The organism is Burkholderia torrens (assembly GCF_984668525.1).
The window spans coordinates 2,479,572-2,502,442 of sequence record NZ_OZ480211.1; the positions used below are offsets into that span (position 1 = coordinate 2,479,572).

The following is a 22,871-nucleotide window of genomic DNA, read 5'->3' on the forward strand; positions in this document are numbered from 1 at the left end:
GCCGGCGCATGCGCGCCGCTGTCTCCCACCCACCCGCACGCGGCCACGAAGGCTGCGCACGATGCTGCGCCGCACCACATCACGCGAACGTGAACATGCGGCCCGGCAGTTTCCACGATAAGCGCTCGAACTTACCCGTCACTTACGCGACACGGCTGGTTCGCACGCCCGGCGGCGCCGCATGACGGTCGGCTTTACGCTGTTACAACCGCGACCCTACAATCCTAACTGAACTCGCCTTCCGGATTCCAGCTTGAATCGCTACGCCCTCTTCCTCATCCTGTCGATGCTGTTCGTCGGCAGCAACGTCGGTATCGGTAAATCCATCGTTGCATTCGTTCCCGTCGCCATCCTCGCCACGCTGCGCTTCGTGATCGCGATCGCCGTGCTGTGGCCGCTGTTCAGCCCCGTGAAGATGCGCACGGTCAAGCGCGGCGAGTGGCTGAACCTGTTCCTGCAAGCCTTCTTCGGCACCTTCATGTTCACGCTGCTGATGCTCAACGGCGTACAGCGCACGAGCGCGGTGGCGGCCGGCGTCATCACGAGCACGATCCCGGCGATCGTCGCGCTGTTCGCGTGGCTGATCCTGCGTGAAAAACCGAACGGCCGTGCGCTCGTGTCGATCGCGCTCGCGATCGCCGGCGTCGTGACGATCAACCTCGCCAACGGCGGCACGGCCGCGCACGGCGCCGGCGGCGACGCGTCCGGCTCGCTGGCCGGCAACCTGCTGATCCTCGGCGCGGTGTGTTGCGAATCGATCTACGTGATTCTGTCGCGCCGGCTCACGCAGACGCTCGCACCGATCGACATCTGCGCCTACACGCACCTGTTCGGCCTGTTCCTGATGCTGCCGCTCGGCGCGACGGCGCTGTGGCATTTCGATTACGCGAGCGTGCCGGCCGGCACCTGGGCGCTCGTCGTCTGGTATGGCCTGTCGGCCAGCATCTTCTCGTTCTGGCTGTGGATGAAGGGCATCCGGCACGTGCCGGGCAGCCTCGCCGGCGTATTCAGCGCGGTGCTGCCGATCGCAGCCGCCGCGTACGGCATCGCGTTCCTCGGCGAGCGCCCGACGCTCGCACACGGCGTCGCGCTCGCCTGCGTCGTCACCGGCATCGTGCTTGCGAGCCTGCGCGTGAAACGCGTGCCGGCCGCCGCCTCCTGATCCGTCCCCGGCCGGCCCGGCGCGTCGCTGCAGTCGCGCCGGCCGACGCGTTACAATAGCGCGCCTTTTCAAGATTACCCCCGATACCTGCGCACCGCGCCCGTACCCCCAACATGTCCGCCCCGCATTCGCCCGGCCGTCCCGCCCGTCGCCCGCTTCGCCCGCTCCCCGCGCTGATTTTCATGAGCCGCTGGCTCCAGGTTCCGCTGTACCTCGGCCTGATCGTCGCGCAGGCCGTCTACGTGTTCCTGTTCCTGAAGGAAGTCTGGCACCTGCTGTCGCATGCGACGAGCCTCGACGAGATCAGCGTGATGCTCGCGGTGCTCGGCCTGATCGACGTGGTGATGATCTCGAACCTGCTGATCATGGTGATCGTCGGCGGGTATGAAACGTTCGTGTCGCGCCTCGGCATCGAGGGCCACCCCGACGAGCCCGAATGGCTCGACCATGTGAACGCCGGCGTGCTGAAGGTCAAGCTGTCGATGGCGCTGATCAGCATTTCGTCGATCCACCTGCTGAAGACGTTCATCAACCCCGACCAGCACACGATGCACGCGATCATGTGGCAGGTGATCATCCACGTGTCGTTCCTCGTGTCGGCGCTCGTGATGGCGTGGGTCGACCGCCTGACGACGCACACGCACCCGGCCCATTTCCACGAGACGCACGCGCCCGCAACGTCCCGACCGGCGGCCTGAACCGCCGGCAAACCATTCCCCACTGTCCCCACAGAGTCTCAGCCATGACCGTCATCAAACAGGAAGACCTGATCCAGAGCATCGCGGATTCGCTGCAGTACATCAGCTACTACCACCCGCTCGACTACATCCAGGCCCTCGGCCGCGCGTACGAGCTGGAAGAGAGCCCGGCGGCGAAGGACGCGATCGCGCAGATCCTCACGAACAGCCGCATGTGCGCGGAAGGCCGCCGCCCGATCTGCCAGGACACCGGCATCGTCACGATCTTCGTGAAGGTCGGCATGGACGTGCGCTGGGACGGCGCGACGATGGGCCTCACCGACATGATCAACGAAGGCGTGCGCCGCGGTTACACGCACCCGGACAACGTGCTGCGCGCGTCGATCGTCAACCCGCCGGAAGGCGCCCGCAAGAACACGAAGGACAACACGCCGGCCGTGATCCACTACGAGATCGTGCCGGGCGACAAGGTCGACGTGCAGGTCGCGGCGAAGGGCGGCGGCTCGGAGAACAAGTCGAAGTTCGTGATGCTGAACCCGTCCGATTCGATCGTCGACTGGGTGCTGAAGACGGTTCCGACGATGGGCGCAGGCTGGTGCCCGCCCGGCATGCTCGGGATCGGCATCGGCGGCACGGCCGAGAAGGCGATGCTGATGGCGAAGGAATCGCTGATGGAGCCGATCGACATCCAGGAAATCATCGCGCGCGGCCCGAAGGACTGGGTCGAGGAACTGCGCGTCGAGCTGCACGAGAAGGTCAACGCGCTCGGTATCGGCGCACAGGGCCTCGGCGGCCTGGCGACCGTGCTCGACGTGAAGATCATGGCGGCACCGACGCACGCGGCCTCGAAGCCGGTCGCACTGATCCCGAACTGCGCGGCCACGCGCCACGCGCACTTCGTGCTCGACGGCTCGGGTCCGGCCAAGCTTGAAGCGCCGTCGCTCGACGCCTGGCCGAAGGTCCAGTGGGAACCGAACACGGAAACGAGCAAGCGCGTCGACCTGAACACGCTGACGCCGGAAGAAGTCGCAAGCTGGGCGCCGGGCCAGACGCTGCTGCTGTCGGGCAAGATGCTCACCGGCCGCGACGCCGCGCACAAGCGCATCGCCGACATGCTCGCGAAGGGCGAGAAGCTGCCGGTCGACTTCACGAACCGCGTGATCTACTACGTCGGCCCGGTCGATCCGGTGCGTGACGAAGTGGTCGGCCCGGCCGGCCCGACGACGGCCACGCGCATGGACAAGTTCACCGAGACCATGCTCGCGCAGACGGGCCTGATCTCGATGGTCGGCAAGGCCGAGCGCGGCCCGGTCGCGATCGAGGCGATCAAGAAGCACAAGGCTGCGTACCTGATGGCGGTTGGCGGAGCGGCCTACCTCGTGTCGAAGGCGATCCGCGGCGCGAAGGTGCTCGCATTCGAGGACCTCGGCATGGAAGCGATCTACGAATTCGACGTGCAGGACATGCCGGTGACGGTCGCCGTCGATTCGTCGGGTACCTCGGTGCACCAGACCGGTCCGAAGGAGTGGCAGGCGAAGATCGGCAAGATCCCGGTCGCCACCGCTTAAGCGCGCTCGAACGAAGGGCCGGACGGAAGTCCGGCCTTTTTACTTCTCATTCTCATTATTGTGTCCGGCCGGTTATTCGAGGCTGATTCTCATTACATGCAAAAGGCAGGCCAGACAAGGCTTCGAGGCTTGGCTTTTCCCGTTCGAGCGATTATCGTTCGGTTTCTGAAGCCCCACTGAACAAGGAACAGCCATGCAAGGCGACAAGAAAGTCATCGAATATCTGAACGCCCAGTTGAAGAATGAACTCACGGCGATCAACCAGTACTTCCTGCATGCGCGCATGTACAAGCACTGGGGCCTCGAGAAACTCGGCAAGCACGAGTACGACGAATCGATCGGTGAAATGAAGCACGCCGACTGGCTGATCGAGCGCGTGTTCATGCTCGACGGCCTGCCGAACCTGCAGGACCTGCACAAGCTGCTCGTCGGCGAGGAAACCGAAGAGATCCTGAAGTGCGACCTGAAGCTCGAGCAGATCTCGCAGTCCACCTGCAAGGAAGCGATCGCCTACTGCGAATCGGTTCGCGACTACGTCTCGCGCGAGATCTTCGAAAAGATCCTCGACGACACCGAAGAGCACATCGACTGGCTGGAAACGCAGATCGACCTGATCGGCAAGGTCGGCCTGCAGAACTACCAGCAGACGATGATGGGTTCGCCCGAGTAATCGGTCCCTCTCCCACCTCGACGTCCGTATGACGATGACGAGCCAGCCAGCCGCTTCCGGGGTCCGCCCCGCCACTCCCGTCGGCATCTTCGACTCGGGGCTCGGCGGCCTGTCGGTGCTGCGCGCCGTGCGCGCGCACCTGCCCGGCGAGTCGTTCGTCTACGTCGCCGATTCGCACCACGCGCCGTATGGTCCGCGCGACGAGGCGTTCATCACGGAACGCACGCTGGCCATCGGCGAATGGCTCGCCCGGGAAGGGGCGAAAGCGCTCGTCATCGCGTGCAACACCGCGACGGCGCGCGCGATCGCGGCCATCCGCGAACGCCTGGCGATTCCGCTCGTCGGCGTCGAGCCGGGCATCAAGCCGGCTGCCGCGCTGTCCGCGACCGGCGTCGCGGGTGTCCTCGCCACGCAATCGACGCTGAACAGCCCGCGCTTCCAGGCGCTGCTCGACCGCTACGGCGCCGGCCGTCGCTTCATCTGCCAGCCCGGCCACGGGCTCGTCGAAGCAATCGAACGCGGCGACACTGACTCGCCCGCCCTGCGTGCGTTGCTCGAGCGTTACCTGCAGCCGATGCTCGACGATGGCGCCGATACGCTGGTGCTCGGCTGCACGCATTACCCGTTCTTCACAGACACGATTCGTGACCTTGTTGGCGACCGCCTGACGATCGTCGACACGAGCGATGCGATCGCCCGCCAGCTCGCGCGGGTACTCGACGAGCGCGGCCTGCGCGCGCCGGCCGGCACGCAACCCGCGCCGCCCCGCTTCTGCTCGACGAGCGACGGCCTGCAACTGCGCGCCCTCGCGTCGACGCTGCTCGGCCTCGATGCGCCGGTCGAATCCGTCACCATTTCCTCGCCGAACGCGCACGCCTGCGCGACCGCCTGACACGGGCCTACCGGCCCGTTCCCGCCGTAGCCCCGCCGTCCCAGCCATTTCAAGGGTCCGATGACCTTAAAAAAAGCCCGACCCAGGCTTGTCAACGTCTGCAAAATTAATGATAATAATTCGCATTAACGTTAGCTATCGCAACTCATCATGATCGTCTGCGTGTGCAAGTCTGTTTCCGATCGCAAGATTCGCGCGTCCCTCGCCGAGGGCGTCAACTCTTTCGATGAACTCCAGTTCGAACTCGGCGTGGCCACGTGCTGCGGCAAGTGCGAGGAGTCCGTACGCGACCTCATGGCCGAGCAGGGCGTCTGCGCAAGCCGGTGCGGTGTCGAGCATCACGCTCACCCGATCCCGGTCACGTTCTACGAACGCAAGGCAGCCTGACCGGCACCGAGTGTGCGCATGCGGCCCAGGCCGCATTTTTTGTCTTGACCGTCAGCAAGCCACCGTCTGCGCGAGCCAGCGGCTTACCTGCCAAGGAGCCTGTCATGGAATTGCTGATCGGATTTGTGACCACCGTTTGCATCTCGCTGCTGATCTTCCGCAAGTGATGCCGATTCACCCGCCGCGCCCCGGGTGCGACATCGTTCTTTCAAGCTAACATGCAGGCTTCGCATCTCGCTCCTGCCGGCGCCATGCCGGCTGCACCACGTATGAATCCCCGAGTGATCGTCGTCGCGGTCGGTGTGCTTGCCGCACACGCGATCATGCTGACGGCCGCCTGGCTCCATCGCAACGCGCCGCCGCCGGCGAAGCAGATCGAGGTTCAGTCGATCACCGCGCAGCTCATTCCTCCTGCGCCCGCTGCCCAGCCGGTCGCGGTCCAGTCGGCCGCGCAGCAGCCTACGCCGCCCAAGCCTGCGCCTCGCGTGAAGCCGAAGGTCGAGCCGAAGCCGGTGCAGAAAGCAATCCCGACACCTCAGCCAGTCTCGCAGGCACCGTCGCCGACGCCCGCGCCGGCAGTTGCCGACCCGACACCGACTCCCGCCGCGCCGGCTCCTGCTGCGCCGGCTGCAGCACCCGGCCCGGCGCGCGAGACGATGCAGGTCAGCGCGCCGAAAAACGTGGCGACGCTCACCTGCAATTTCGTGAAGCCCGACTATCCGTCGATGTCGAAGCGACGCGGCGAAACGGGCACGGCCTATGTTCACTTCATCATCGGCGTCACGGGCAAGATCGAAAGCGTCCAGCTGCAGAAGAGCAGCGGCTATCCACGTCTTGACGAAGCCGCGCTCGAGGCGACGCGCGCCAGCACCTGCCCGCCGTATATCGAGAACGGCCAGGCGATCCGCGCCGCCCATACGCTGCCCTTCAACTTCACGCTCGACGACTAACCCGTCATATTCGGTAGATTCAAAGGAAACAAGAAAATGCAAAGCTACGGTATCGCGCACGTCTGGGCGCAAGGTGATTTCGTCACGCGCGCCATCGCGATCACGCTGCTCGTGATGTCGGTCCTGTCGTGGATCGTGATCGTCATCAAGGGCTGGAACGTGATCCGCCTGAACCGCCTCACGAAGAATGCCGAACAGGCGTTCTGGCATTCGGACGATTTCGACGACGGCATCAAGAAGCTCGGCCTCGCCGCATCGACGCCGAACGACAACCCGTTCCTCGCACTCGCGCTGTCGGGCAAGGAAGCCGCCGACCATCACCATCAGACGCAACCGCATCTGCACGACCGCATGGACGTGTCGGACTGGGTCACGCGCTGCCTGAAGGACACGATGGACGAAGGCATCTCGCGCATGCAGAGCGGCCTCGCGATCCTCGCGTCGATCGGCAGCACGGCACCGTTCGTCGGCCTGTTCGGCACGGTCTGGGGCATCTACCACGCACTGCTCGCCATCGGCGCAACCGGCCAGACGTCGATCGACCAGGTTGCAGGCCCGGTCGGCGAATCGCTGATCATGACGGCCTTCGGCCTGTTCGTCGCGATTCCGGCCGTGCTCGGCTACAACGCACTCACGCGTGCGAACAAGGGAATCGTCAGCAAGCTGCGCCGCTTCGCGCACGGCCTGCACGCCTACTTCGTGACGGGCGCGAGCCTCGCATCGTCGTCGACGCGCGACGGCCTGCGTCTCGCCGCACGCGCCAGCTGAGACGAGGTGAACCATGGCCATGAACACCGGTTTCAGCGACGATGACGACGATGCGGTGATGAGCGAGATCAACATGACGCCGCTCGTCGACGTCATGCTCGTACTCCTGATCATTTTCCTCGTGACGATCCCGGCGATGCAGCATGCGGTGAAGATCGACCTGCCGCACGCCAGCAGCCAGCCCGTCGACGAAAAGCCGCAGACGGTCGACGTCGCGATCCAGGGCGACGGCACGATCCTGTGGGACGACCATACGGTCACGCGCGAACAGCTGCAGGCACGCATCGCGGAAGCCGCGAAGCGCACGCCACAGCCCGAGTTGCACCTGCGTGCGGATCGCAAGGTTGCCTATGAGCACGTTGCGGAAGTGATGTCGGATGCGCAGGCAGGCGGCCTGACGAAGCTCGGCTTCGTGACGGAGCCGGGCGCGAAAGCGAAGTAATACGCGCACGTCTTGCGGTCACGCATCGCCGGCCGCACAAAGTAAAAGGCCTTCATCGCCAGATGAAGGCCTTTTTTCATGCGCACGCGGGCGCCTTCGGGCGGCGGGCTCTTTGGCGGTATCGGTTGCGCCTCGAGCAACGCAAATGCGACTCTGCCGTGGTCTGCACGGACTGCGCGTTCTGCCCTATCTGGCTCACAATATATGCGGCCACCTGATTTCGCTCAGAACTTCCTTCACGAAATGGGATTTCAATATAGGCCCGCCCGCGCACGCATTCAAGGTTCCGGCGATTGAAACTTGCGATTGCAGGCGACGCTTCAATGACAAAACAAATTTGCGTCGTCGCGCACGCCGTGTTCAGGTCGCCGAAACATCGGCCGCGGCTTCCTTCTTCGCGCGCTCGGGACAACCGGGCTCCTTGTACGCGCCGTGATCGAGCTTCTCGACCAGGTAGTCGACGAACGCGCGCACGGCAGGCGGCATCCCCTGCCGCGACACGAACACCGCATATAGTTGCGGCACCGGCAACGTCCAGCCCGGCATCACGGGTGACAGTTGCCCCGCACGCAGCGCGTTGCCGTACATCATCTCCGGCAGCGCCGCGATGCCGAGGCCGTCGAGCACGGCCTCACGGATCGTCATCAGGTCGGCCGTCACGAGGCGCGGGTCATGCTCGTGCACGTGGCGCGTCCCGTCCGGCGCGATCAGGTTGAATACGTGCCGCCCGTCGACGCTCGGCGTATCGAGCGTCTCGAAGCCGGTCAGGTCGTCCGGTACCAGCGGCGGCGCATTCTGGCTCAGCAGGCTCGGCGCACCGACCAGCATCTGCTCGGTGCGCCACAGCGGGCGCACGACGATGTTGGCGTTCTGCGGCGGCTCCGAGCGCACGCGCAGCGCGACGTCGATCGAATCCTCGAACAGGTCGATCACGCGATTCGTCACGCGGACGTGCACCTTCACTTCGGGATAACGGCGCAGGAATTCGGGCAGGATGCGCGACAGCATCGTCTGCGACAGCGTGACGGGCACACTGACCCGCACCGAGCCGCGCGGCGACGCGCGCAACTGCTGCACCGCGTTCATCGCGGCCTGCGCTTCGGCCAGCATCGCCTGGCAATGCTGGTAGAACAACTCCCCCGCCTCGGTCAGCGCGAGCTTGCGCGTCGAGCGCTGCAGCAGGCGTACGCCGAGCGCCGCCTCGAGCTCGGTCAGGCGCCGCGACAGGCGCGATTTCGAGATGCCCAGCACGCGTTCCGCGGCCGAGAAACCGCCATGTTCGACGACCTGCGAAAAGTACATCAGGTCGTTCAGGTTATGTGCATCGATATTCATCTCATCGTTCCAATTTCAGAACAATCCATTGCGAACCGCCGCAAATCGAACGGTAAAACGCCCAATATAATAGCGCTGTGTTTCAAAAATAACGCTATTCCGACGATTTCGAGGGCTTCCCCCATGACGACCGCTCGCTCGCTTGACCGTACCTACCCCGCGCTTCGCACGACCGAAGGCGGCGGGTTCGTGGTTCACCGCCCGTTCCCGACCCGGCTGCTGATGGACTTCGATCCGTTCCTGCTGCTCGACGAAATGGGTCCCGTCGACTACGCGCCCGGCGAGGCCGTGGGTGCGCCCGCCCATCCGCATCGCGGCTTCGAGACCGTGACGTATGCGCTCGACGGCCGCTTCCGCCATCGCGACTCGTCCGGCCACGCCGGTACGCTCGGTTCCGGCGACGTGCAGTGGATGACGGCCGGCGCCGGTGTCGTGCACAGCGAGATGCCCGACCCCGCGTTCGCGCAGACGGGTGGCCGCGCGCACGGCTTCCAGCTGTGGGTCAACCTGCCGCGCCGCGACAAGATGATCGCGCCGCGCTACCAGGAGATCCCGGCCGAACGCATCCCGACCTCGACGTCGCCGGATGGCCGCGCACGCGTGCGCGTGATCGCCGGCGAAGCGTTCGGCGTCCAGGCAGCGATCGAGACACGCACGCCGATCCTCTACCAACATTTCACGCTGGAGCCCGGCGCAACGGTCACGCAGCCTGTGCCCGCCGGTTATCGCGTGTTTGCCTATCCGATCGACGGAACGGGCCTCTACGGGCCCGACAGGCAGGCTGTCGACGCCCGGCACATGATCGTCTACGGCGACGACGGTGACACGGTCGCGTTCGCCGCCGGCGACACGCCGCTCGACCTGCTGCTGATCGGCGGCGTGCCGCTCAACGAGCCGATCGTCCGCTACGGCCCGTTCGTGATGAATACCGAGGAAGAGATCCGGCAGGCCGTCGTCGACTACCAGACAGGCCGCATGGGCCGCATCGAAGCATGACGCCCGATCAGGGGCGGCAGGTGCCGCGAAACGCGTGATTTTGCGTCACAATGCCTTCTTGAACCATGTGGCCACCCGCCACCAGAAGGAATCCGTCCCCTTGAACTTCGAACATCTGATCCAGATAAACGCCGACGATCCGGCCGTGCCGACCCTCACCCGCGACCAGCTTTGGGAGGGCCTCGTGCTGCGCGCCGAACAGCCGCAACTGTTCGTGCTCGGCCTCGACAGCTGCGTCGTCCTCGAACGGACGGACACGACGCTCGAACGCGAACTGCACTACGGCCATGCGACCGTGCGCGATCACGTCACGTTCACACCGAACCATCAGGTTCGCTACGACATCCGCGCGGCCGATGGCGAGATCGGTGGCTCGCTGACGATGACGATCGAGGAGCGCGACGACCACGAGCTGTTCCTGCGCTTCGAGTACCGCACGACGCTGACCGTCACCGACGACAGCGAGGATGCGCGGCAGACGCACGGGATCGTCAAGGAGGCCTATCGCACGTCGGATATCGACACGGTCCGCCTGATCCGCGAATACGCGCAGGGCCGCAAGGACCCCGACCCGTTGCACTGACGCCGGCGGCGGCCTGCCGGCCGCCCTTTGATTCAAGCTATCAGGTCTGATTTTCGATTGATAAAGAGTTTTTGTAAATGGGAATAGTTATCATTTAGAATTCATTCCATCGTATCGACAGTCACCGATCAAACCGAATGACCGACACCATGCGCCCGACCACGCTGACCCTGCGCCGCACGACGGGACCCGCAGCCAGCAGCCGCCAGAAGACGGCAGCGGTCACCACGCCGGCGAAACCCGCCGGCAACCGCGATGCAGGCACGCGGGTCGTGAACAGCGACACGCTGCTGCAAGGCCACAGCCACATCAGCATCGCGCATAACGGAGAGACGTATCAGTTGCGCGCCACGCGGCTCGGCAAGCTGATCCTGACGAAGTAAGACAGAGTATTGTGGGGACCACCTCCCTGAGAGGTGTTGGGCAGTAGCCAGCGTAACGGCTTGCACGCGAGATCTAGACCCCTTCGTGCAAACACACTCAAGCAGCCGTTGCAGCAAGCCAAGCCACTTTTTTTGGTTCTCGCACCAGGTAGAAAAAAAGCGGCACGTCGAAGGACGTGCCGCTTTTTCGTTTGCGCGGTCGATGCGAAAGGCATGCTGCTCACCTGCGTCGATGCGCTGCTGCATGCGGCCTGAGCCGCACGCGAACACGTCAGAAACCCCAGAACATCAGCCACCACGCGCTGTCGACGACGGCCAACCCGGCGGCGAACCAGGCGAATGCCGCGACCCGGCGCGGCCACGCCGCATAACGCCCCGTCACTTTCCACGCGAGCCATGCGCTCCATGTGTTGGCGCCGACCAGGATCGCGATGCGCACATCGGTCGCCCAGCCGAGCGGTACATGCTCGGCGCGCAGCAGCGACAGCGTCGTGGCCGACAGGCCGAGGAACACACCCGCGCCCGCGATCGGGATCAGTGCCTGCGCAAGGTGATGCAGCCGCACGCGATCGAAGCGGCCGAGCATCAGCGTGGCGCCGGCCAGCAACACCAGCAGCGCGGTGCCGTATACGAGCCCCGTGCCGACGATGTAGCTGACGACCAGCCCGCCGTCGAGCCAGGAGAACACGTCGTTGCGATCCGGATAGTGCGTGAGCAGGAACCACGGTGCGTTGGTTTCGAGCGGCCACGTGATGTCGCGGTCGATCAGCCAGCCCGCGAGCCACTGCTTGATTTGCACGAACCACGGGCTGACGGTCCAGTGGAATGCGCCGATCGCAACGCCGAGCAGGCCGTACAGGATCAGCGCGGTGTCCCACGGGTTCGCCTGCTGCGCACCGAGGTTCACGACTTCGTCGGACGGCGAGCGCAGCGACAGCGAGATCGCGTCGCGATGCCCGCTGCAGCGGCCGCACATATGGCAATCCGCCGCGCCCTTCATGTTGCGCAACGGCACGAGCGGCGCACAGTTGATCGGAATCACGCGATGGCCGTGCTCGCCGTTCTTGTACGAACGCCGCCACGCATCCTCGTCAACTTTGTAGCGCATCGGCGCGAGCCGCGCGAGCAGCCCGAACACGCCGTTCACAGGGCACAGGTACTTGCACCATACGCGCTTCTCGCGGCCGTACAGCAAACCGATCACGATCGCGCCGACGGTCGAGCCGCCGAGCACGAACAGCACCGCGAGCGGGTACTGGTACACGCTCACCATCTGCCCGTAGATCGTCGTGATCCCGAACGCGACGAACGGCCAGCCGCCCCACCGGATCCAGCGCGGAATCGGCCCGCCGCGGCCGAACTTGCTCGCGTACTCGGTGAGCGCGCCTTCCGGGCACAGCACGCCGCACCAGACGCGGCCGAGCATCACCATCGACAGCAGTACGAACGGCCACCAGATGCCCCAGAACGCGAATTGCGCGATCAGCGTGAGGTTGTTCCACAGATGCGCGGAATCGTCCGGCAGCGGCAATACCGCCGGCACGATGATCAGGAACGCGTAGACCGCGACGACGATCCACTGGATGCCGCGGATCAGCGCGCCGTGGCGCTGCATCCACTGACCGGCCTGTGCGAGCCAGCCCGGCTTGGCTGCGGCGACCACGCTCATGCCGCGCGGCCCGCAGCGACGGCCGGACGACGGCTCGCGCGCTTCATCAGCAGCCAGACGACGGCCCAGTACACCGCATAGGCGACCAGGTTGGTCAGTGCCGGGTGCGCACGATAGCCGGTCAGCGTCGCGACGAGCGAGCCGAACGTGCCCGAGTCATCGAGGATCGCGGAGGTATCCCACACCTGCGAGATGCCGAGCGGCAGGATTTCCTTGTCGATCAGCTTGTCGACGCCGGTCTGGAACAGGCCCGCGCCGAGGAACAGCAGCATCACTTCGGTGACGCGGAAGAAATGCCGCCACGAGAAGTACTTGCCGCCGAGTTGCAGCAGATAGAACGTGAAGAACGCCAGGCCGAGACCGATCAGGACCGCGAGCATCTGGCTGCCGTCGACGTGACCCGACTGGCCGAAGCCGAGGCCGTACAGGAAGATCACCGTCTCGCTGCCTTCGCGCGCGATCGCGAGCGCGACCAGCACGGCGACGCCCCACCAGTTCGAGTCGCGCGTACTCTGCTGCAGCGATTGCTCCATGTCGCGCTTGAGCGTGCGGCCGTGCCGGCGCATCCACAGCACCATCTGCACGATCAGCACGCACGCGATCAGCACCATCGCGGTCTGGAAGTAGTCCTGCGCGTCGCCGGACAGCACTTCGGTGAAACCGACCAGCGCGGCGCCGAGGCCCACGGCCATCAGCAAGCCGACACCGACGCCGGCCCACAGGAAAGGCAGGCCGCGGCGCGCGTCGTCATCGCCGTTTTTCAGCCATGCATAGAGAATGCCGACGACGAGCAGCGCTTCGACGCTCTCCCGCCAGACGATGAACAAGATCTGACCCATCGATACCTCCTGACGCGCGGGGCAAGGGACTTGTGCGCCCGCACGCAGATAAAACGCGTTACTTCGCGACGATCACGCCCTGTGCCTGCTGGTGGAAATCGTCGAAAAACTTGTATTCGCCCGGCGACAGCGGAGCGACGACCACGAACGAATCGGCGCCCGGTGCGAGCACCTTCTCCTTACGCAACTGCACGCTCTCGAATTCGGCGGCGCCCTTGCCGGTGTTCTTGATCTCGATCTTGAAACGCTGGCCGGCCGGCACTTCGATGCGGGCGGGATTCAGCTTGCCGTCCGTCATCTCGAGCTTGAACGTCGGCAGGTCGGCAGCGTATGCCGCGCCGGCGAGCCACAGCGCAGCGGCTGCGGCAACGATTTTCTGGGGAATTTTCATTCTGGGTTCTCTACGCCGACGGCGCGCCGAAGCGCGCCGTTCGTGATGCCACCGATCAGTAACCGCCCTTCTTGCCGATGCCGGCGAACGGGAAGTCGTACTCGAGCGTAACGGGCTTGAACCACGCGCCCACGCCCGTTTCCTTGTCGACGTGGCGGCCGAAGGCCATGTGGCCCGACTGCATCGGCGGCTTGACGACCATCGTCAGGTGATACTTGCCCGGGCCGTTCAGCTTCACGTTGTCGCCGTAGTGCGGGCCGTCGCTCGCGACCATGCCCATCAGGTCGCCTTCCGCCTTCCACTTCGTGTCGCCCTGCTTCGTCAGCTTGTACGTGACCTGCAGGTACGGCATCCAGTCGCCTTCCGCGAAACCCGTCGGGTTGTTCTTGACCGCATGGATGTCGGCCTCGAGGTGGATGTCGGAATCCGACGCCTTGCGCATCATCCCTTCCGGGTCCATCGTGATCGGCTGCAGGTACACCGCGCCGATCTCCATGCCGCCCTGGATCTGCTGCTTGCCGATCGGATATTCGGCAGCCGAGGCCGACATCGCGGCAAGCGCCGCCGCTACCGCAACCGTCGTGCGGATGAACGAAGAACCCAACATGGACACTCCTTGTTATTTGTCTGACTATCTTGACGACACGCGGGCCTTTGCCGGGGCCGCCCGCTGGAAACACTAACGCGACCAAGAACGTTAATGCGAACAATTCTCAATAATTGCGAAGTTTAGCACCGAACCCGTTTCGGAACAAACGAATAGCCACGTAAACCCCTGATCCGACAAGGCTTACAGGCTCGTTACCAACAGGTTTCTGTGACGCTTGGAAAGATTTACCGGCCGCCGCTGATGTGGTCGCCGACGTTCGCGCCGAACACGCGCTCGCGCAGCACGGCAAGCTGGTCGCGCGTCGCGGCGGCCTTCTCGAATTCGAGGTTCTTCGCGTAGTCGGCCATCTGCTTCTCGAGACGCTTGATTTCCTTCGCGAGTTGCTTTTCCGACATGTCCTCGAATTTCGCGCGCTGTTGCGCCTCCTTCAGCTCCGCACGCGCCTCGTCCGCGTTGTAGACGCCGTCAATGATGTCCTTGATGCGCTTCACGACGCCGCGCGGCGTGATGCCCATCTTTTCGTTGTAGGCCATCTGCTTCGCGCGGCGCCGCTCGGTTTCGCCGATCGCGCGCGTCATCGAATCGGTCATGTTGTCCGCGTAGAGGATCGCCTTGCCGTTCACGTTCCGCGCGGCCCGGCCGATCGTCTGAATCAGCGAGCGCTCGGCGCGCAGGAACCCTTCCTTGTCCGCGTCGAGGATCGCGACGAGCGACACTTCCGGAATGTCGAGCCCTTCACGCAGCAGGTTGATCCCGACCAGCACGTCGAACGTGCCGAGCCGCAGGTCGCGGATGATCTCGACGCGCTCGACCGTGTCGATGTCGCTGTGCAGGTAGCGCACCTTGACGCCGTGGTCGGCCAGAAACTCGGTGAGCTGCTCGGCCATGCGCTTGGTCAGCACGGTAATCAGCACGCGCTCGCCGGCCTTCACACGCGCGTTGATCTCGGTCAGCACGTCGTCGACCTGCGAGCTCGCCGGCCGCACTTCGATCTCCGGATCGACGAGGCCCGTCGGCCGCACGACCTGTTCGGCGATCTGCCCCGTCACGCGCTTCTCGTAGTCGGCCGGCGTGGCCGACACGAACACGACCTGGCGCATCTTGCGTTCGAACTCGGGGAACTTCAGCGGCCGGTTGTCGAGCGCCGACGGCAGGCGGAACCCGTAATTGACGAGGTTTTCCTTGCGCGCGCGGTCGCCGTTGTACATGCCGTTCAGCTGGCCGATCAGCACGTGCGATTCGTCGAGCAGCATCAGCGCGTCGGGCGGCAGGTAGTCGACGAGCGTCGGCGGCGGATCGCCGGGCGCCGCCCCCGAGAAATGCCGCGAGTAGTTCTCGATACCCTTGCAGAAGCCGAGCTCCTGCAGCATCTCGAGATCGAAACGCGTGCGCTGCTCGAGACGCTGCGCCTCGACGAGCTTGCCGTCGCGATGGAAGAACTCGAGGCGTTCGCGCAACTCGTCCTTGATCGTCTCGACCGCCCGCATCACGGTGTCGCGCGGCGTCACGTAGTGCGACGACGGATACACGGTGAAGCGCGGAATCTTCTGCCGCACGCGCCCCGTCAGCGGGTCGAACAGGTGCAGCGTCTCGACCTCGTCGTCGAACAGCTCGACGCGCACGGCCATCTCCGCGTGTTCGGCCGGGAAGATGTCGATCGTGTCGCCGCGCACGCGGAACGTGCCGCGCTGGAAATCCTGCTCGTTGCGCGTGTACTGCATCGCGATCAGCCGCGCGATCACGTCGCGCTGGCCGAGCTTGTCGCCGGTGCGCAGCGTCAGGATCATCTGGTGGTATTCGGACGGGTTGCCGATACCGTAGATCGCCGACACCGTTGCCACGATCACCACGTCGCGGCGCTCCATCAGGCTCTTCGTCGCCGACAGCCGCATCTGCTCGATGTGCTCGTTGATCGACGAATCCTTCTCGATGAACAGGTCGCGCTGCGGCACATAGGCCTCAGGCTGGTAGTAGTCGTAGTACGAGACGAAATACTCGACCGCGTTGCGCGGGAAGAACTCGCGGAACTCCGCATAGAGCTGCGCCGCGAGCGTCTTGTTCGGCGCGAACACGATCGCCGGGCGGCCGAGCCGCGCGATCGTGTTGGCCATCGTGAAGGTCTTGCCCGACCCCGTCACGCCGAGCAGCGTCTGGAACGACAGGCCGTCCTCGACCCCTTCGACGAGCGTCTCGATTGCGGTCGGCTGGTCGCCGGCGGGCAGATACGGCTGGTACAGCTGGAACGGCGACCCTTCGAAGGTGACGAATTTGGATTCGTCGAGCGCGTCGCCGACTTCGGCATGATGTTCGGACATGGAATGCGGCCGGAGCAAGGGCAAAGAAAGCATTCTAGCGCTTCGCGGCGTCGCGAACTGCTGTCGGCTCCTGACGCACGGCGTCCGGCCGAAATCGCGCTTCGCCGCCGAATCGCCCGCCCCCACCAGCCCGAATTCGCTACAATGTCAGGCTGCTGCGCTTTCCGGCGTCGCGCCGTTGGCGCGCGGTCCGCTGCGCCCGCCCCGCCGGCTGAAAGCCTGACCCTCTTTTCACTACTGCCGAATCATCATGTCGCTCTTCTCCGCTGTCCAGCTTGCTCCCCGCGACCCGATCCTGGGCCTGAACGAAGCCTTCAACGCCGATGCGCGTCCGACCAAGGTCAACCTCGGTGTCGGTGTGTACACGAACGAAGACGGCAAGATTCCGCTGCTGCGCGCCGTTCGCGACGCGGAGAAGGCGCGTGTCGAGGCCGGCCTGCCGCGCGGCTACCTGCCGATCGACGGGATTGCCGCCTACGATGCGGCCGTGCAGAAGCTGCTGCTCGGCAACGATTCGCCGCTGATCGCAGCGGGCCGCGTGGTCACGGCCCAGGCACTGGGCGGCACGGGCGCGCTGAAGATCGGCGCGGATTTCCTGCGCACCCTGAATCCGAACGTGAAGGTCGCGATCAGCGATCCGAGCTGGGAAAACCACCGCGCGCTGTTCGAAGCAGCCGGTTTCGAAGTCGTCGCGTACCCGTACTACGACGCGGCCACCAACGGCGTGAACTTCGAAGGCATGCTGTCGGCGCTGAACGGCTACGAAGCCGGCACGGTCGTCGTGCTGCATGCGTGCTGCCACAACCCGACCGGCGTGGACCTGACCGAAGCGCAATGGCAACAGGTCGTCGACGTCGTGAAGGCACGCAACCTCGTGCCGTTCCTCGACATGGCGTACCAGGGCTTCGGCGAGAACATCGAAGCCGATGCCGCCGCCGTTCGCCTGTTTGCCGCGGCCGACCTGAACGCATTCGTGTCGTCGTCGTTCTCGAAGTCGTTCTCGCTGTACGGCGAGCGCGTCGGCGCGCTGTCGATCATCACGTCGAGCAAGGAAGAAGCGACGCGCGTGCTGTCGCAACTGAAGCGCGTGATCCGCACGAACTACTCGAACCCGCCGACCCATGGCGGCGCCGTCGTCGCAGCCGTGCTCGCGTCGCCAGAACTGCACGCTTCGTGGGTACAGGAACTCGGTGAAATGCGCGATCGCATCCGCGCGATGCGTAACGGTCTCGTCGAGCGCCTGAAGGCAAGCGGTGTCGATCGCGACTTCAGCTTCATCAACGCGCAGCGCGGGATGTTCTCGTATTCGGGCCTGACCTCGGCGCAAGTCGATCGCCTGCGCGACGAGTTCGGCATCTATGCAGTCGGCACGGGCCGGATCTGCGTCGCCGCGCTGAACACGCGCAACCTCGACGTGGTCGCCAACGCGGTCGCAGCCGTCCTGAAGTAAAGCGGCGGCGGGCGGCCGTCACCGCGGCCTCGCCCTGCCGACATAAAAAACGCGCTCCTCGGAGCGCGTTTTTTATTGCCGTCCGCCGGCGGGCAGCGACGCCGCCCGCTCGCGCGTTACTGCATGAACCAGCCGTGACTGACGACGACCGACTGGCCCGTGAGCGCGGCGCTCGGGAACGCCGACAGGAACAGCACCGTCTGCGCGACGTCCTGCACCGTCGTGAACACGCCGTCGACCGTGTTGCCGAGCATCACTTTCTTGATCACTTCCTCTTCGCTGATGCCGAGCTCCTTCGCCTGCTCCGGAATCTGCTTGTCGACCAGCGGCGTGCGCACGAAGCCCGGACACACGACGTGCGAGCGCACGTTGTGTTTCGCGCCTTCCTTCGCCAGCACGCGGGCGAGGCCGAGCAGGCCGTGCTTGGCCGTCACGTATGCCGACTTCAGCGGCGACGCTTCATGCGAGTGCACCGAACCCATGTAGATCACGACGCCGCCGCGATCGTCCTTGTACATGTGCTTGAGCGCGGCCTTCGTCGTCAGGAATGCGCCGTCGACGTGGATCGCCTGCATCTTCTTCCAGTCGGAGAACGAATAGTTCTCGATCGGGTTGACGATCTGGATGCCGGCGTTCGACACGAGGATGTCGACCGAGCCGAATGCTTCGGCAACCTTGTCGATGCCGCTGTTCACGGCGTCCTCGTTCGTCACGTCCATCGCGACGCCGATCGCCTTGCCGCCTGCCTTGTTGATCTCGTCGGCGACCGCGTTCGCGCCGTCCTGGTTCAGGTCGGCGATCGCGACGGCCGCGCCCGCCTTGGCGAGCTCAAGTGCGATTTCCTTGCCGATGCCGCTCGCGGCGCCCGTGACGACTGCGGTCTTGCCATTCAGATCTGCTGCCATGTCCGTCTCCTCCCGTTATCGGATCGAAAAAGTACGTGCCCGCCACCGCGGCGTTCGCCGCATGATCACCGCAGCGGGCCAGCCGTCATTGTGCACGATCGGCCCCGCCGTTCGCGCGCAAAACGTCTAAGCTTAAGGTCGGCTCTGTCACGCAGGAGATTCACATGCACTATCGACGGCTAGGCCGCTCCGGCCTGCAGATCAGCGCGCTTTCGCTCGGCTCGTGGGTCACGTACGGCAACCAGGTCGATCAGCGGGTCGCGCGCGAATGCCTCGCTGCAGCCCGCGACGCGGGCGTCAATTTCTTCGACAACGCCGAGGTCTACGCCGGCGGAAAGTCCGAGGAAATCATGGGCCACGCGCTCAAGTCGCTCGACTGGCCGCGCGTCAGCTACATCGTGTCGACGAAGTTCTTCTGGGGGCTCGCGGAAGCACCGAACCAGTATCACACGCTGAACCGGAAATACCTGCTGAACGCGATCGACGGCTCGTTGCGCCGGCTCCAGCTCGACTATGTCGACCTCGTCTATTGCCATCGCCCCGATCCGAACACGCCGATCGAGGAGACCGTCTGGGCAATGAGCGACATGATCGCGCGCGGCAAGGCGCTGTACTGGGGCACGTCGGAATGGAGCGCCGACGAAATCCGCGCCGCATGCGAGATCGCCGAACGGCATCACCTGCGCAAGCCCGTCGTCGAACAGCCGCAGTACAACCTGTTCCACCGCACGCGGGTCGAGCAGGAGTATGCGCGGCTCTACGACGACTACGGTCTCGGCCTCACTACCTGGAGCCCGCTCGCTTCGGGCCTGCTCACCGGCAAGTACCGCAACGGCGTGCCGCCCGGCAGCCGCGCGCAGTTGCAGGGTTACGACTGGATGCGCGACCGCCTGACCGATCAGGCCGCCAACGACATCGTCGAGCGGCTCGGCGACATCGCGGCCGAACTCGGCTGCAGCACGGGCCAGCTCGCAATCGCGTGGGTGCTCGCGAATCCGCACGTGAGTTCGGTCATCACGGGCGCATCTCGGATCGAGCAGATCGGCGACAACATGCGCGCACTCGACGTGACTGCGAAGCTGACGCCGGACGTGAAGCAACGCATCGAGGAGGTGGTCGGCGACGCATTCGAATAAGGCGATGCACGGCCACTCGCGTACAATACGCGGCCGCATCGGCGCCCGGCCTGACGGCCGCGCACGATCGACCGCTTCCATCGATTCACCTTTCGTTTCAGGCAGCCCGCCATGCTCAGTTATCGTCACGGTTTTCACGCAGGCAACCACGCGGACGTGCTCAAGCACGCCGTCGTCGTCCAGCTGCTGCGCTACCTGAACAAGAAAGACAAGTCGTACTGGTACATCGACACGCACGCAGGCGCCGGCGTGTACTCGCTGCGCGACGGCTACGCGGCAAAGACGTCGGAATTCGACACCGGCATCGGCCGGCTGTGGAACGAAAAGAACCTGCCCGAAGCACTGGGCGAGTATGTCGACGAAGTCCGCGCACTGAACGACGATGGCGAGCTGCGCTTCTACCCGGGTTCGCCGTACATCGCCTGGCGGTCGATGCGCGAGCAGGACCGCATGCGCCTGTTCGAGATGCACACGACGGAAATCGACGTGCTGCGCCACAATTTCCGCGACGCGGGGCGACGCGCGATGATCTTCGCCGGCGACGGCTTCGAAGGGATCAAGGCGCTGCTGCCACCGCCGCCGCGACGCGCACTCGTGTTGATCGACCCGTCCTACGAGGACAAGAAGGACTACGCGCGCACGGTGAGCTGCGTGACGGAATGTCTGAAGCGATTCGCGACGGGCTGCTATGCGATCTGGTACCCGCAGGTCACGCGGCTGGAGTCGCAGCGCTTTCCCGAGCAGTTGAAGCGCCTGCAGCCGAACAACTGGCTGCACCTGACGCTGACAGTATCGAATCCGCCGACGGACGGCCTGGGCCTCTACGGCAGCGGAATGTTCATCCTGAATCCGCCGTACACGCTCGCGCAGAGCATGAACGAGGCATTGCCCTATCTGGTCGAGATGTTGGGGCAGGACAGCGGCGCCCGCTGTCAGATCGAGCACCGCGGCAACTGATCGGGCGACCGGCCCCGGTTACGTTACGGCTGCGGCCTCGGCGCGAGCCTTGGCTGGTTGGCTGGCTGCCCGCCCCAAGCCGGAACATTGATATACGGCGCGACGAACAGCGGAACCGACGTATTCGGCGCCTGCCCTGCCGGCGCACGCATGCCCGCCGGCTCGACGATCGGCTCCGACGACAACGGTGCTGTCTGCAACACCAGCCCGCCCTTGCCGTCCTGGATACCGCGCTGCGTATCGAGCACCAGCGGTTTGGACGACGTCGCGGCACTGGCCGCGAGACCATGGACGAGTACGGCCGCGCCCAGAACGAGACGCGCGCGGGTACTGCGACGCACATCGAGACGCAAACGCATGATCGTGTCCTTCAGGGTGAAAAGCAGGTCCATACCATAGCGCTGCACTGACGATTTCGCCAGATCCGGTGCACAAAAAAACAAAGCCCCGTCAAATACGGGGCTTGCTTATCGTTCGGCGCCACACGGCACCTGACGGTGACTCCGATTACAGCGAGTAGCCGTTGGTTTCGAGCGAGCGGATACGGCTCTCGAGCTGGACGATGTCCGACGACGTGGCGAGGTAAGCCTCACGGCGCTCACGTTCTGCGGATTCGAACCAGTTGCTCAGCTTTTCGACGATGTAGGCGATCATGACATTCTCCAAGGAAGAGGGACCCCTGGTGAATCGATATTCAGGGATTTCCCGTATAGGGTTATCCCGAATTATAGCGATGCCGCACCAAGATGCTAGTGAAATACTTGCATGGAAGCCATTCCAAATCGGAATGGCCGATCGTTCGATGAGCCTAACGCATTGATTTTTATAGGCATTGAAGCCGAGCCCATTTTGAGGCTCGAGTACACGCACTAATTTGGTTCATCTACGGGGTCGGCCAGGCGCGCCAAAATCGGGCATTCGGGCCGCCCGTCACCATGGCAGTGCGCGGCCAGGTCGGCCAGCGTGTCGCGCATGTCGCTCAGCTCCGCGATGCGTTTATCGAGTTCGGCCACGTGCTCGAGTGCGATCGACTTCACTTCGGCACTCGCGCGGGAGCGATCCTGCCAGAGCATCAGCAGCTTGCGGATGTCCTCGACGAGAAAGCCAAGCCGCCGGGCTTGACGGATGAAGCGCAGGATATGGATTTCGTCCGCGCCGTAGATGCGGTAGCCGGCGTCGGTACGCTTGCTCGGGGCAAGAAGGCCAACCTGTTCGTAGTACCGGATCATTTTTGCGCTGACTCCGGATTCGCGCGACGCATCGCCGATATTCATTCCCTGCCCTCTCCATCAAGCCCCGGTTTCGACCGTGAACGTCGACAAATGCAATCGCCGACGACACGTCGATCGTATCAAATCACACGACTTCGTTCCGCGATCGGGGCTGGCAGTAGGTTGGAAGATGGAGGGATCTGGAGGGCGCTGAACGGGATGCGAGGAATCTGGCGCTTTTCTGCCGCCCTGCCTGTATTTTCGCCGCTCGAATGCAAAAACCCCCGCCTGGTCGGGCGGGGGTTCTTGGCTTAGGGAGCCTGACGATTACCTACTTTCACACGGGAATCCGCACTATCATCGGCGTAGAGTCGTTTCACGGTCCTGTTCGGGATGGGAAGGGGTGGGACCGACTCGCTATGGTCATCAGGCAAAGAGGGTTGTTGCGCTGGCTTCGCAGCACAACCAATCCGGGAAGAAGCAGTAATCTTGAGTTGTGTGTATCACACACGAGAATCCAACCGTCCGACGCGCTCTGTAGCGCGAAACAGACT

The 22,871-nt window shown here is 64.4% G+C and carries 25 protein-coding genes and 1 rRNA gene; 15 read left to right on the plus strand and 11 right to left on the minus strand.

Going from position 1 to position 22,871, the window contains the following annotated elements; translation table 11 throughout:
- Positions 1 to 253: 253 nt before the first annotated feature.
- From AC5LXX_RS11410 to AC5LXX_RS11450, 9 genes are all read left to right on the plus strand, one after another.
- Entirely contained in the window at positions 254 to 1,162 is a 909-nt protein-coding gene (locus AC5LXX_RS11410; RefSeq protein WP_493409543.1) for a DMT family transporter, read from the plus strand.
- A 113-nt stretch (positions 1,163 to 1,275) separates the two neighbouring features.
- Positions 1,276 to 1,860 carry a TIGR00645 family protein gene (locus AC5LXX_RS11415; protein WP_493409544.1) on the plus strand — a complete coding sequence of 195 codons (585 nt, stop codon included), beginning with the start codon at positions 1,276 to 1,278 and terminating at the stop codon, positions 1,858 to 1,860.
- Between the two features lie 44 nt (positions 1,861 to 1,904).
- Positions 1,905 to 3,428, plus strand: coding sequence for a fumarate hydratase (locus tag AC5LXX_RS11420; protein ID WP_175655444.1), 1,524 nt, complete (start codon positions 1,905 to 1,907; stop codon positions 3,426 to 3,428).
- Between the two features lie 193 nt (positions 3,429 to 3,621).
- A complete protein-coding gene (gene bfr / locus AC5LXX_RS11425) occupies positions 3,622 to 4,098 on the plus strand; it encodes a bacterioferritin (RefSeq protein ID WP_011352652.1) in 477 nt (158 codons plus the stop codon).
- Positions 4,099 to 4,126: 28 nt separating this feature from the next.
- On the plus strand, positions 4,127 to 4,990 hold the full coding sequence (gene murI / locus AC5LXX_RS11430; protein ID WP_493409545.1) for a glutamate racemase: 864 nt from the start codon (positions 4,127 to 4,129) through the stop codon (positions 4,988 to 4,990).
- A gap of 150 nt (positions 4,991 to 5,140) precedes the next feature.
- Positions 5,141 to 5,377: a (2Fe-2S)-binding protein gene (locus AC5LXX_RS11435; protein WP_039370093.1), complete on the plus strand. Its 237-nt coding sequence runs from the start codon at positions 5,141 to 5,143 to the stop codon at positions 5,375 to 5,377.
- Between the two features lie 218 nt (positions 5,378 to 5,595).
- Positions 5,596 to 6,327, plus strand: a complete 732-nt coding sequence (locus tag AC5LXX_RS11440) for an energy transducer TonB (RefSeq protein WP_493409546.1) — start codon at positions 5,596 to 5,598, stop codon at positions 6,325 to 6,327.
- A 36-nt stretch (positions 6,328 to 6,363) separates the two neighbouring features.
- Positions 6,364 to 7,095: a MotA/TolQ/ExbB proton channel family protein gene (locus tag AC5LXX_RS11445; RefSeq protein WP_493409547.1), complete on the plus strand. Its 732-nt coding sequence runs from the start codon at positions 6,364 to 6,366 to the stop codon at positions 7,093 to 7,095.
- 13 nt (positions 7,096 to 7,108) lie between these two features.
- Positions 7,109 to 7,537 carry an ExbD/TolR family protein gene (locus tag AC5LXX_RS11450; RefSeq protein WP_006478310.1) on the plus strand — a complete coding sequence of 143 codons (429 nt, stop codon included), beginning with the start codon at positions 7,109 to 7,111 and terminating at the stop codon, positions 7,535 to 7,537.
- Positions 7,538 to 7,897: 360 nt separating this feature from the next.
- On the opposite strand, the gene AC5LXX_RS11455 is transcribed toward AC5LXX_RS11450, so the two are convergent.
- A complete protein-coding gene (locus AC5LXX_RS11455; protein WP_034190356.1) occupies positions 7,898 to 8,872 on the minus strand; it encodes a LysR family transcriptional regulator in 975 nt (324 codons plus the stop codon).
- A gap of 123 nt (positions 8,873 to 8,995) precedes the next feature.
- Between AC5LXX_RS11455 and AC5LXX_RS11460 the strand changes: the two genes are divergently transcribed.
- The 3 genes from AC5LXX_RS11460 to hemP all read left to right on the plus strand — a co-directional run bounded on the left by AC5LXX_RS11460 (position 8,996) and on the right by hemP (position 10,834).
- Positions 8,996 to 9,868: a pirin family protein gene (locus tag AC5LXX_RS11460; RefSeq protein ID WP_493409548.1), complete on the plus strand. Its 873-nt coding sequence runs from the start codon at positions 8,996 to 8,998 to the stop codon at positions 9,866 to 9,868.
- Between the two features lie 100 nt (positions 9,869 to 9,968).
- The gene (locus tag AC5LXX_RS11465) at positions 9,969 to 10,451 is read left to right on the plus strand and encodes an SRPBCC family protein (protein ID WP_124457085.1); all 483 of its coding nucleotides are present in this window, start codon (positions 9,969 to 9,971) and stop codon (positions 10,449 to 10,451) included.
- Positions 10,452 to 10,588: 137 nt separating this feature from the next.
- Complete coding sequence (hemP, locus tag AC5LXX_RS11470; RefSeq protein WP_493409549.1) at positions 10,589 to 10,834, plus strand: hemin uptake protein HemP; 246 nt, start codon at positions 10,589 to 10,591, stop codon at positions 10,832 to 10,834.
- 271 nt (positions 10,835 to 11,105) lie between these two features.
- On the opposite strand, the gene AC5LXX_RS11475 is transcribed toward hemP, so the two are convergent.
- The 5 genes from AC5LXX_RS11475 to uvrB all read right to left on the minus strand — a co-directional run bounded on the left by AC5LXX_RS11475 (position 11,106) and on the right by uvrB (position 16,658).
- Positions 11,106 to 12,503, minus strand: a complete 1,398-nt coding sequence (locus AC5LXX_RS11475; protein WP_493409550.1) for a 4Fe-4S binding protein — start codon at positions 12,501 to 12,503, stop codon at positions 11,106 to 11,108.
- Positions 12,500 to 13,342: an FTR1 family iron permease gene (locus tag AC5LXX_RS11480; protein ID WP_059233632.1), complete on the minus strand. Its 843-nt coding sequence runs from the start codon at positions 13,340 to 13,342 to the stop codon at positions 12,500 to 12,502. Before AC5LXX_RS11480 ends, AC5LXX_RS11475 begins: the two co-directional genes overlap by 4 nt.
- Positions 13,343 to 13,400: 58 nt before the next feature.
- Complete coding sequence (locus AC5LXX_RS11485; protein WP_027786891.1) at positions 13,401 to 13,733, minus strand: cupredoxin domain-containing protein; 333 nt, start codon at positions 13,731 to 13,733, stop codon at positions 13,401 to 13,403.
- A gap of 55 nt (positions 13,734 to 13,788) precedes the next feature.
- On the minus strand, positions 13,789 to 14,340 hold the full coding sequence (locus AC5LXX_RS11490) for an iron transporter (protein WP_047898578.1): 552 nt from the start codon (positions 14,338 to 14,340) through the stop codon (positions 13,789 to 13,791).
- A 227-nt stretch (positions 14,341 to 14,567) separates the two neighbouring features.
- Positions 14,568 to 16,658, minus strand: a complete 2,091-nt coding sequence (gene uvrB / locus AC5LXX_RS11495; protein ID WP_124457088.1) for an excinuclease ABC subunit UvrB — start codon at positions 16,656 to 16,658, stop codon at positions 14,568 to 14,570.
- A 250-nt stretch (positions 16,659 to 16,908) separates the two neighbouring features.
- Here uvrB and AC5LXX_RS11500 point away from each other — a divergent pair, with 250 nt between their 5' ends.
- Complete coding sequence (locus AC5LXX_RS11500) at positions 16,909 to 18,108, plus strand: amino acid aminotransferase (RefSeq protein WP_124457089.1); 1,200 nt, start codon at positions 16,909 to 16,911, stop codon at positions 18,106 to 18,108.
- 116 nt (positions 18,109 to 18,224) lie between these two features.
- Here the strand turns inward: AC5LXX_RS11500 and AC5LXX_RS11505 are convergent, their stop codons facing one another.
- Positions 18,225 to 19,013, minus strand: a complete 789-nt coding sequence (locus AC5LXX_RS11505; protein ID WP_493409551.1) for a 3-hydroxybutyrate dehydrogenase — start codon at positions 19,011 to 19,013, stop codon at positions 18,225 to 18,227.
- A gap of 164 nt (positions 19,014 to 19,177) precedes the next feature.
- On the opposite strand from AC5LXX_RS11505, the gene AC5LXX_RS11510 reads away from it, so the two are divergent.
- Together AC5LXX_RS11510 and AC5LXX_RS11515 are read left to right on the plus strand one after the other, a co-directional pair.
- Positions 19,178 to 20,149 carry a potassium channel beta subunit family protein gene (locus tag AC5LXX_RS11510; protein ID WP_493401185.1) on the plus strand — a complete coding sequence of 324 codons (972 nt, stop codon included), beginning with the start codon at positions 19,178 to 19,180 and terminating at the stop codon, positions 20,147 to 20,149.
- Positions 20,150 to 20,260: 111 nt separating this feature from the next.
- A complete protein-coding gene (locus tag AC5LXX_RS11515) occupies positions 20,261 to 21,106 on the plus strand; it encodes a 23S rRNA (adenine(2030)-N(6))-methyltransferase RlmJ (RefSeq protein ID WP_124457131.1) in 846 nt (281 codons plus the stop codon).
- Between the two features lie 23 nt (positions 21,107 to 21,129).
- Here the strand turns inward: AC5LXX_RS11515 and AC5LXX_RS11520 are convergent, their stop codons facing one another.
- The 4 genes from AC5LXX_RS11520 to rrf form a co-directional block, all read right to left on the minus strand.
- Complete coding sequence (locus tag AC5LXX_RS11520) at positions 21,130 to 21,498, minus strand: hypothetical protein (RefSeq protein ID WP_493409552.1); 369 nt, start codon at positions 21,496 to 21,498, stop codon at positions 21,130 to 21,132.
- Positions 21,499 to 21,613: 115 nt separating this feature from the next.
- The gene (locus AC5LXX_RS11525; protein WP_006478295.1) at positions 21,614 to 21,760 is read right to left on the minus strand and encodes a DUF3563 family protein; all 147 of its coding nucleotides are present in this window, start codon (positions 21,758 to 21,760) and stop codon (positions 21,614 to 21,616) included.
- 215 nt (positions 21,761 to 21,975) lie between these two features.
- Complete coding sequence (gene cueR, locus AC5LXX_RS11530; RefSeq protein WP_059583527.1) at positions 21,976 to 22,380, minus strand: Cu(I)-responsive transcriptional regulator; 405 nt, start codon at positions 22,378 to 22,380, stop codon at positions 21,976 to 21,978.
- Positions 22,381 to 22,635: 255 nt separating this feature from the next.
- Positions 22,636 to 22,748 (minus strand): 5S ribosomal RNA (gene rrf, locus AC5LXX_RS11535).
- Positions 22,749 to 22,871: the final 123 nt, after the last annotated feature.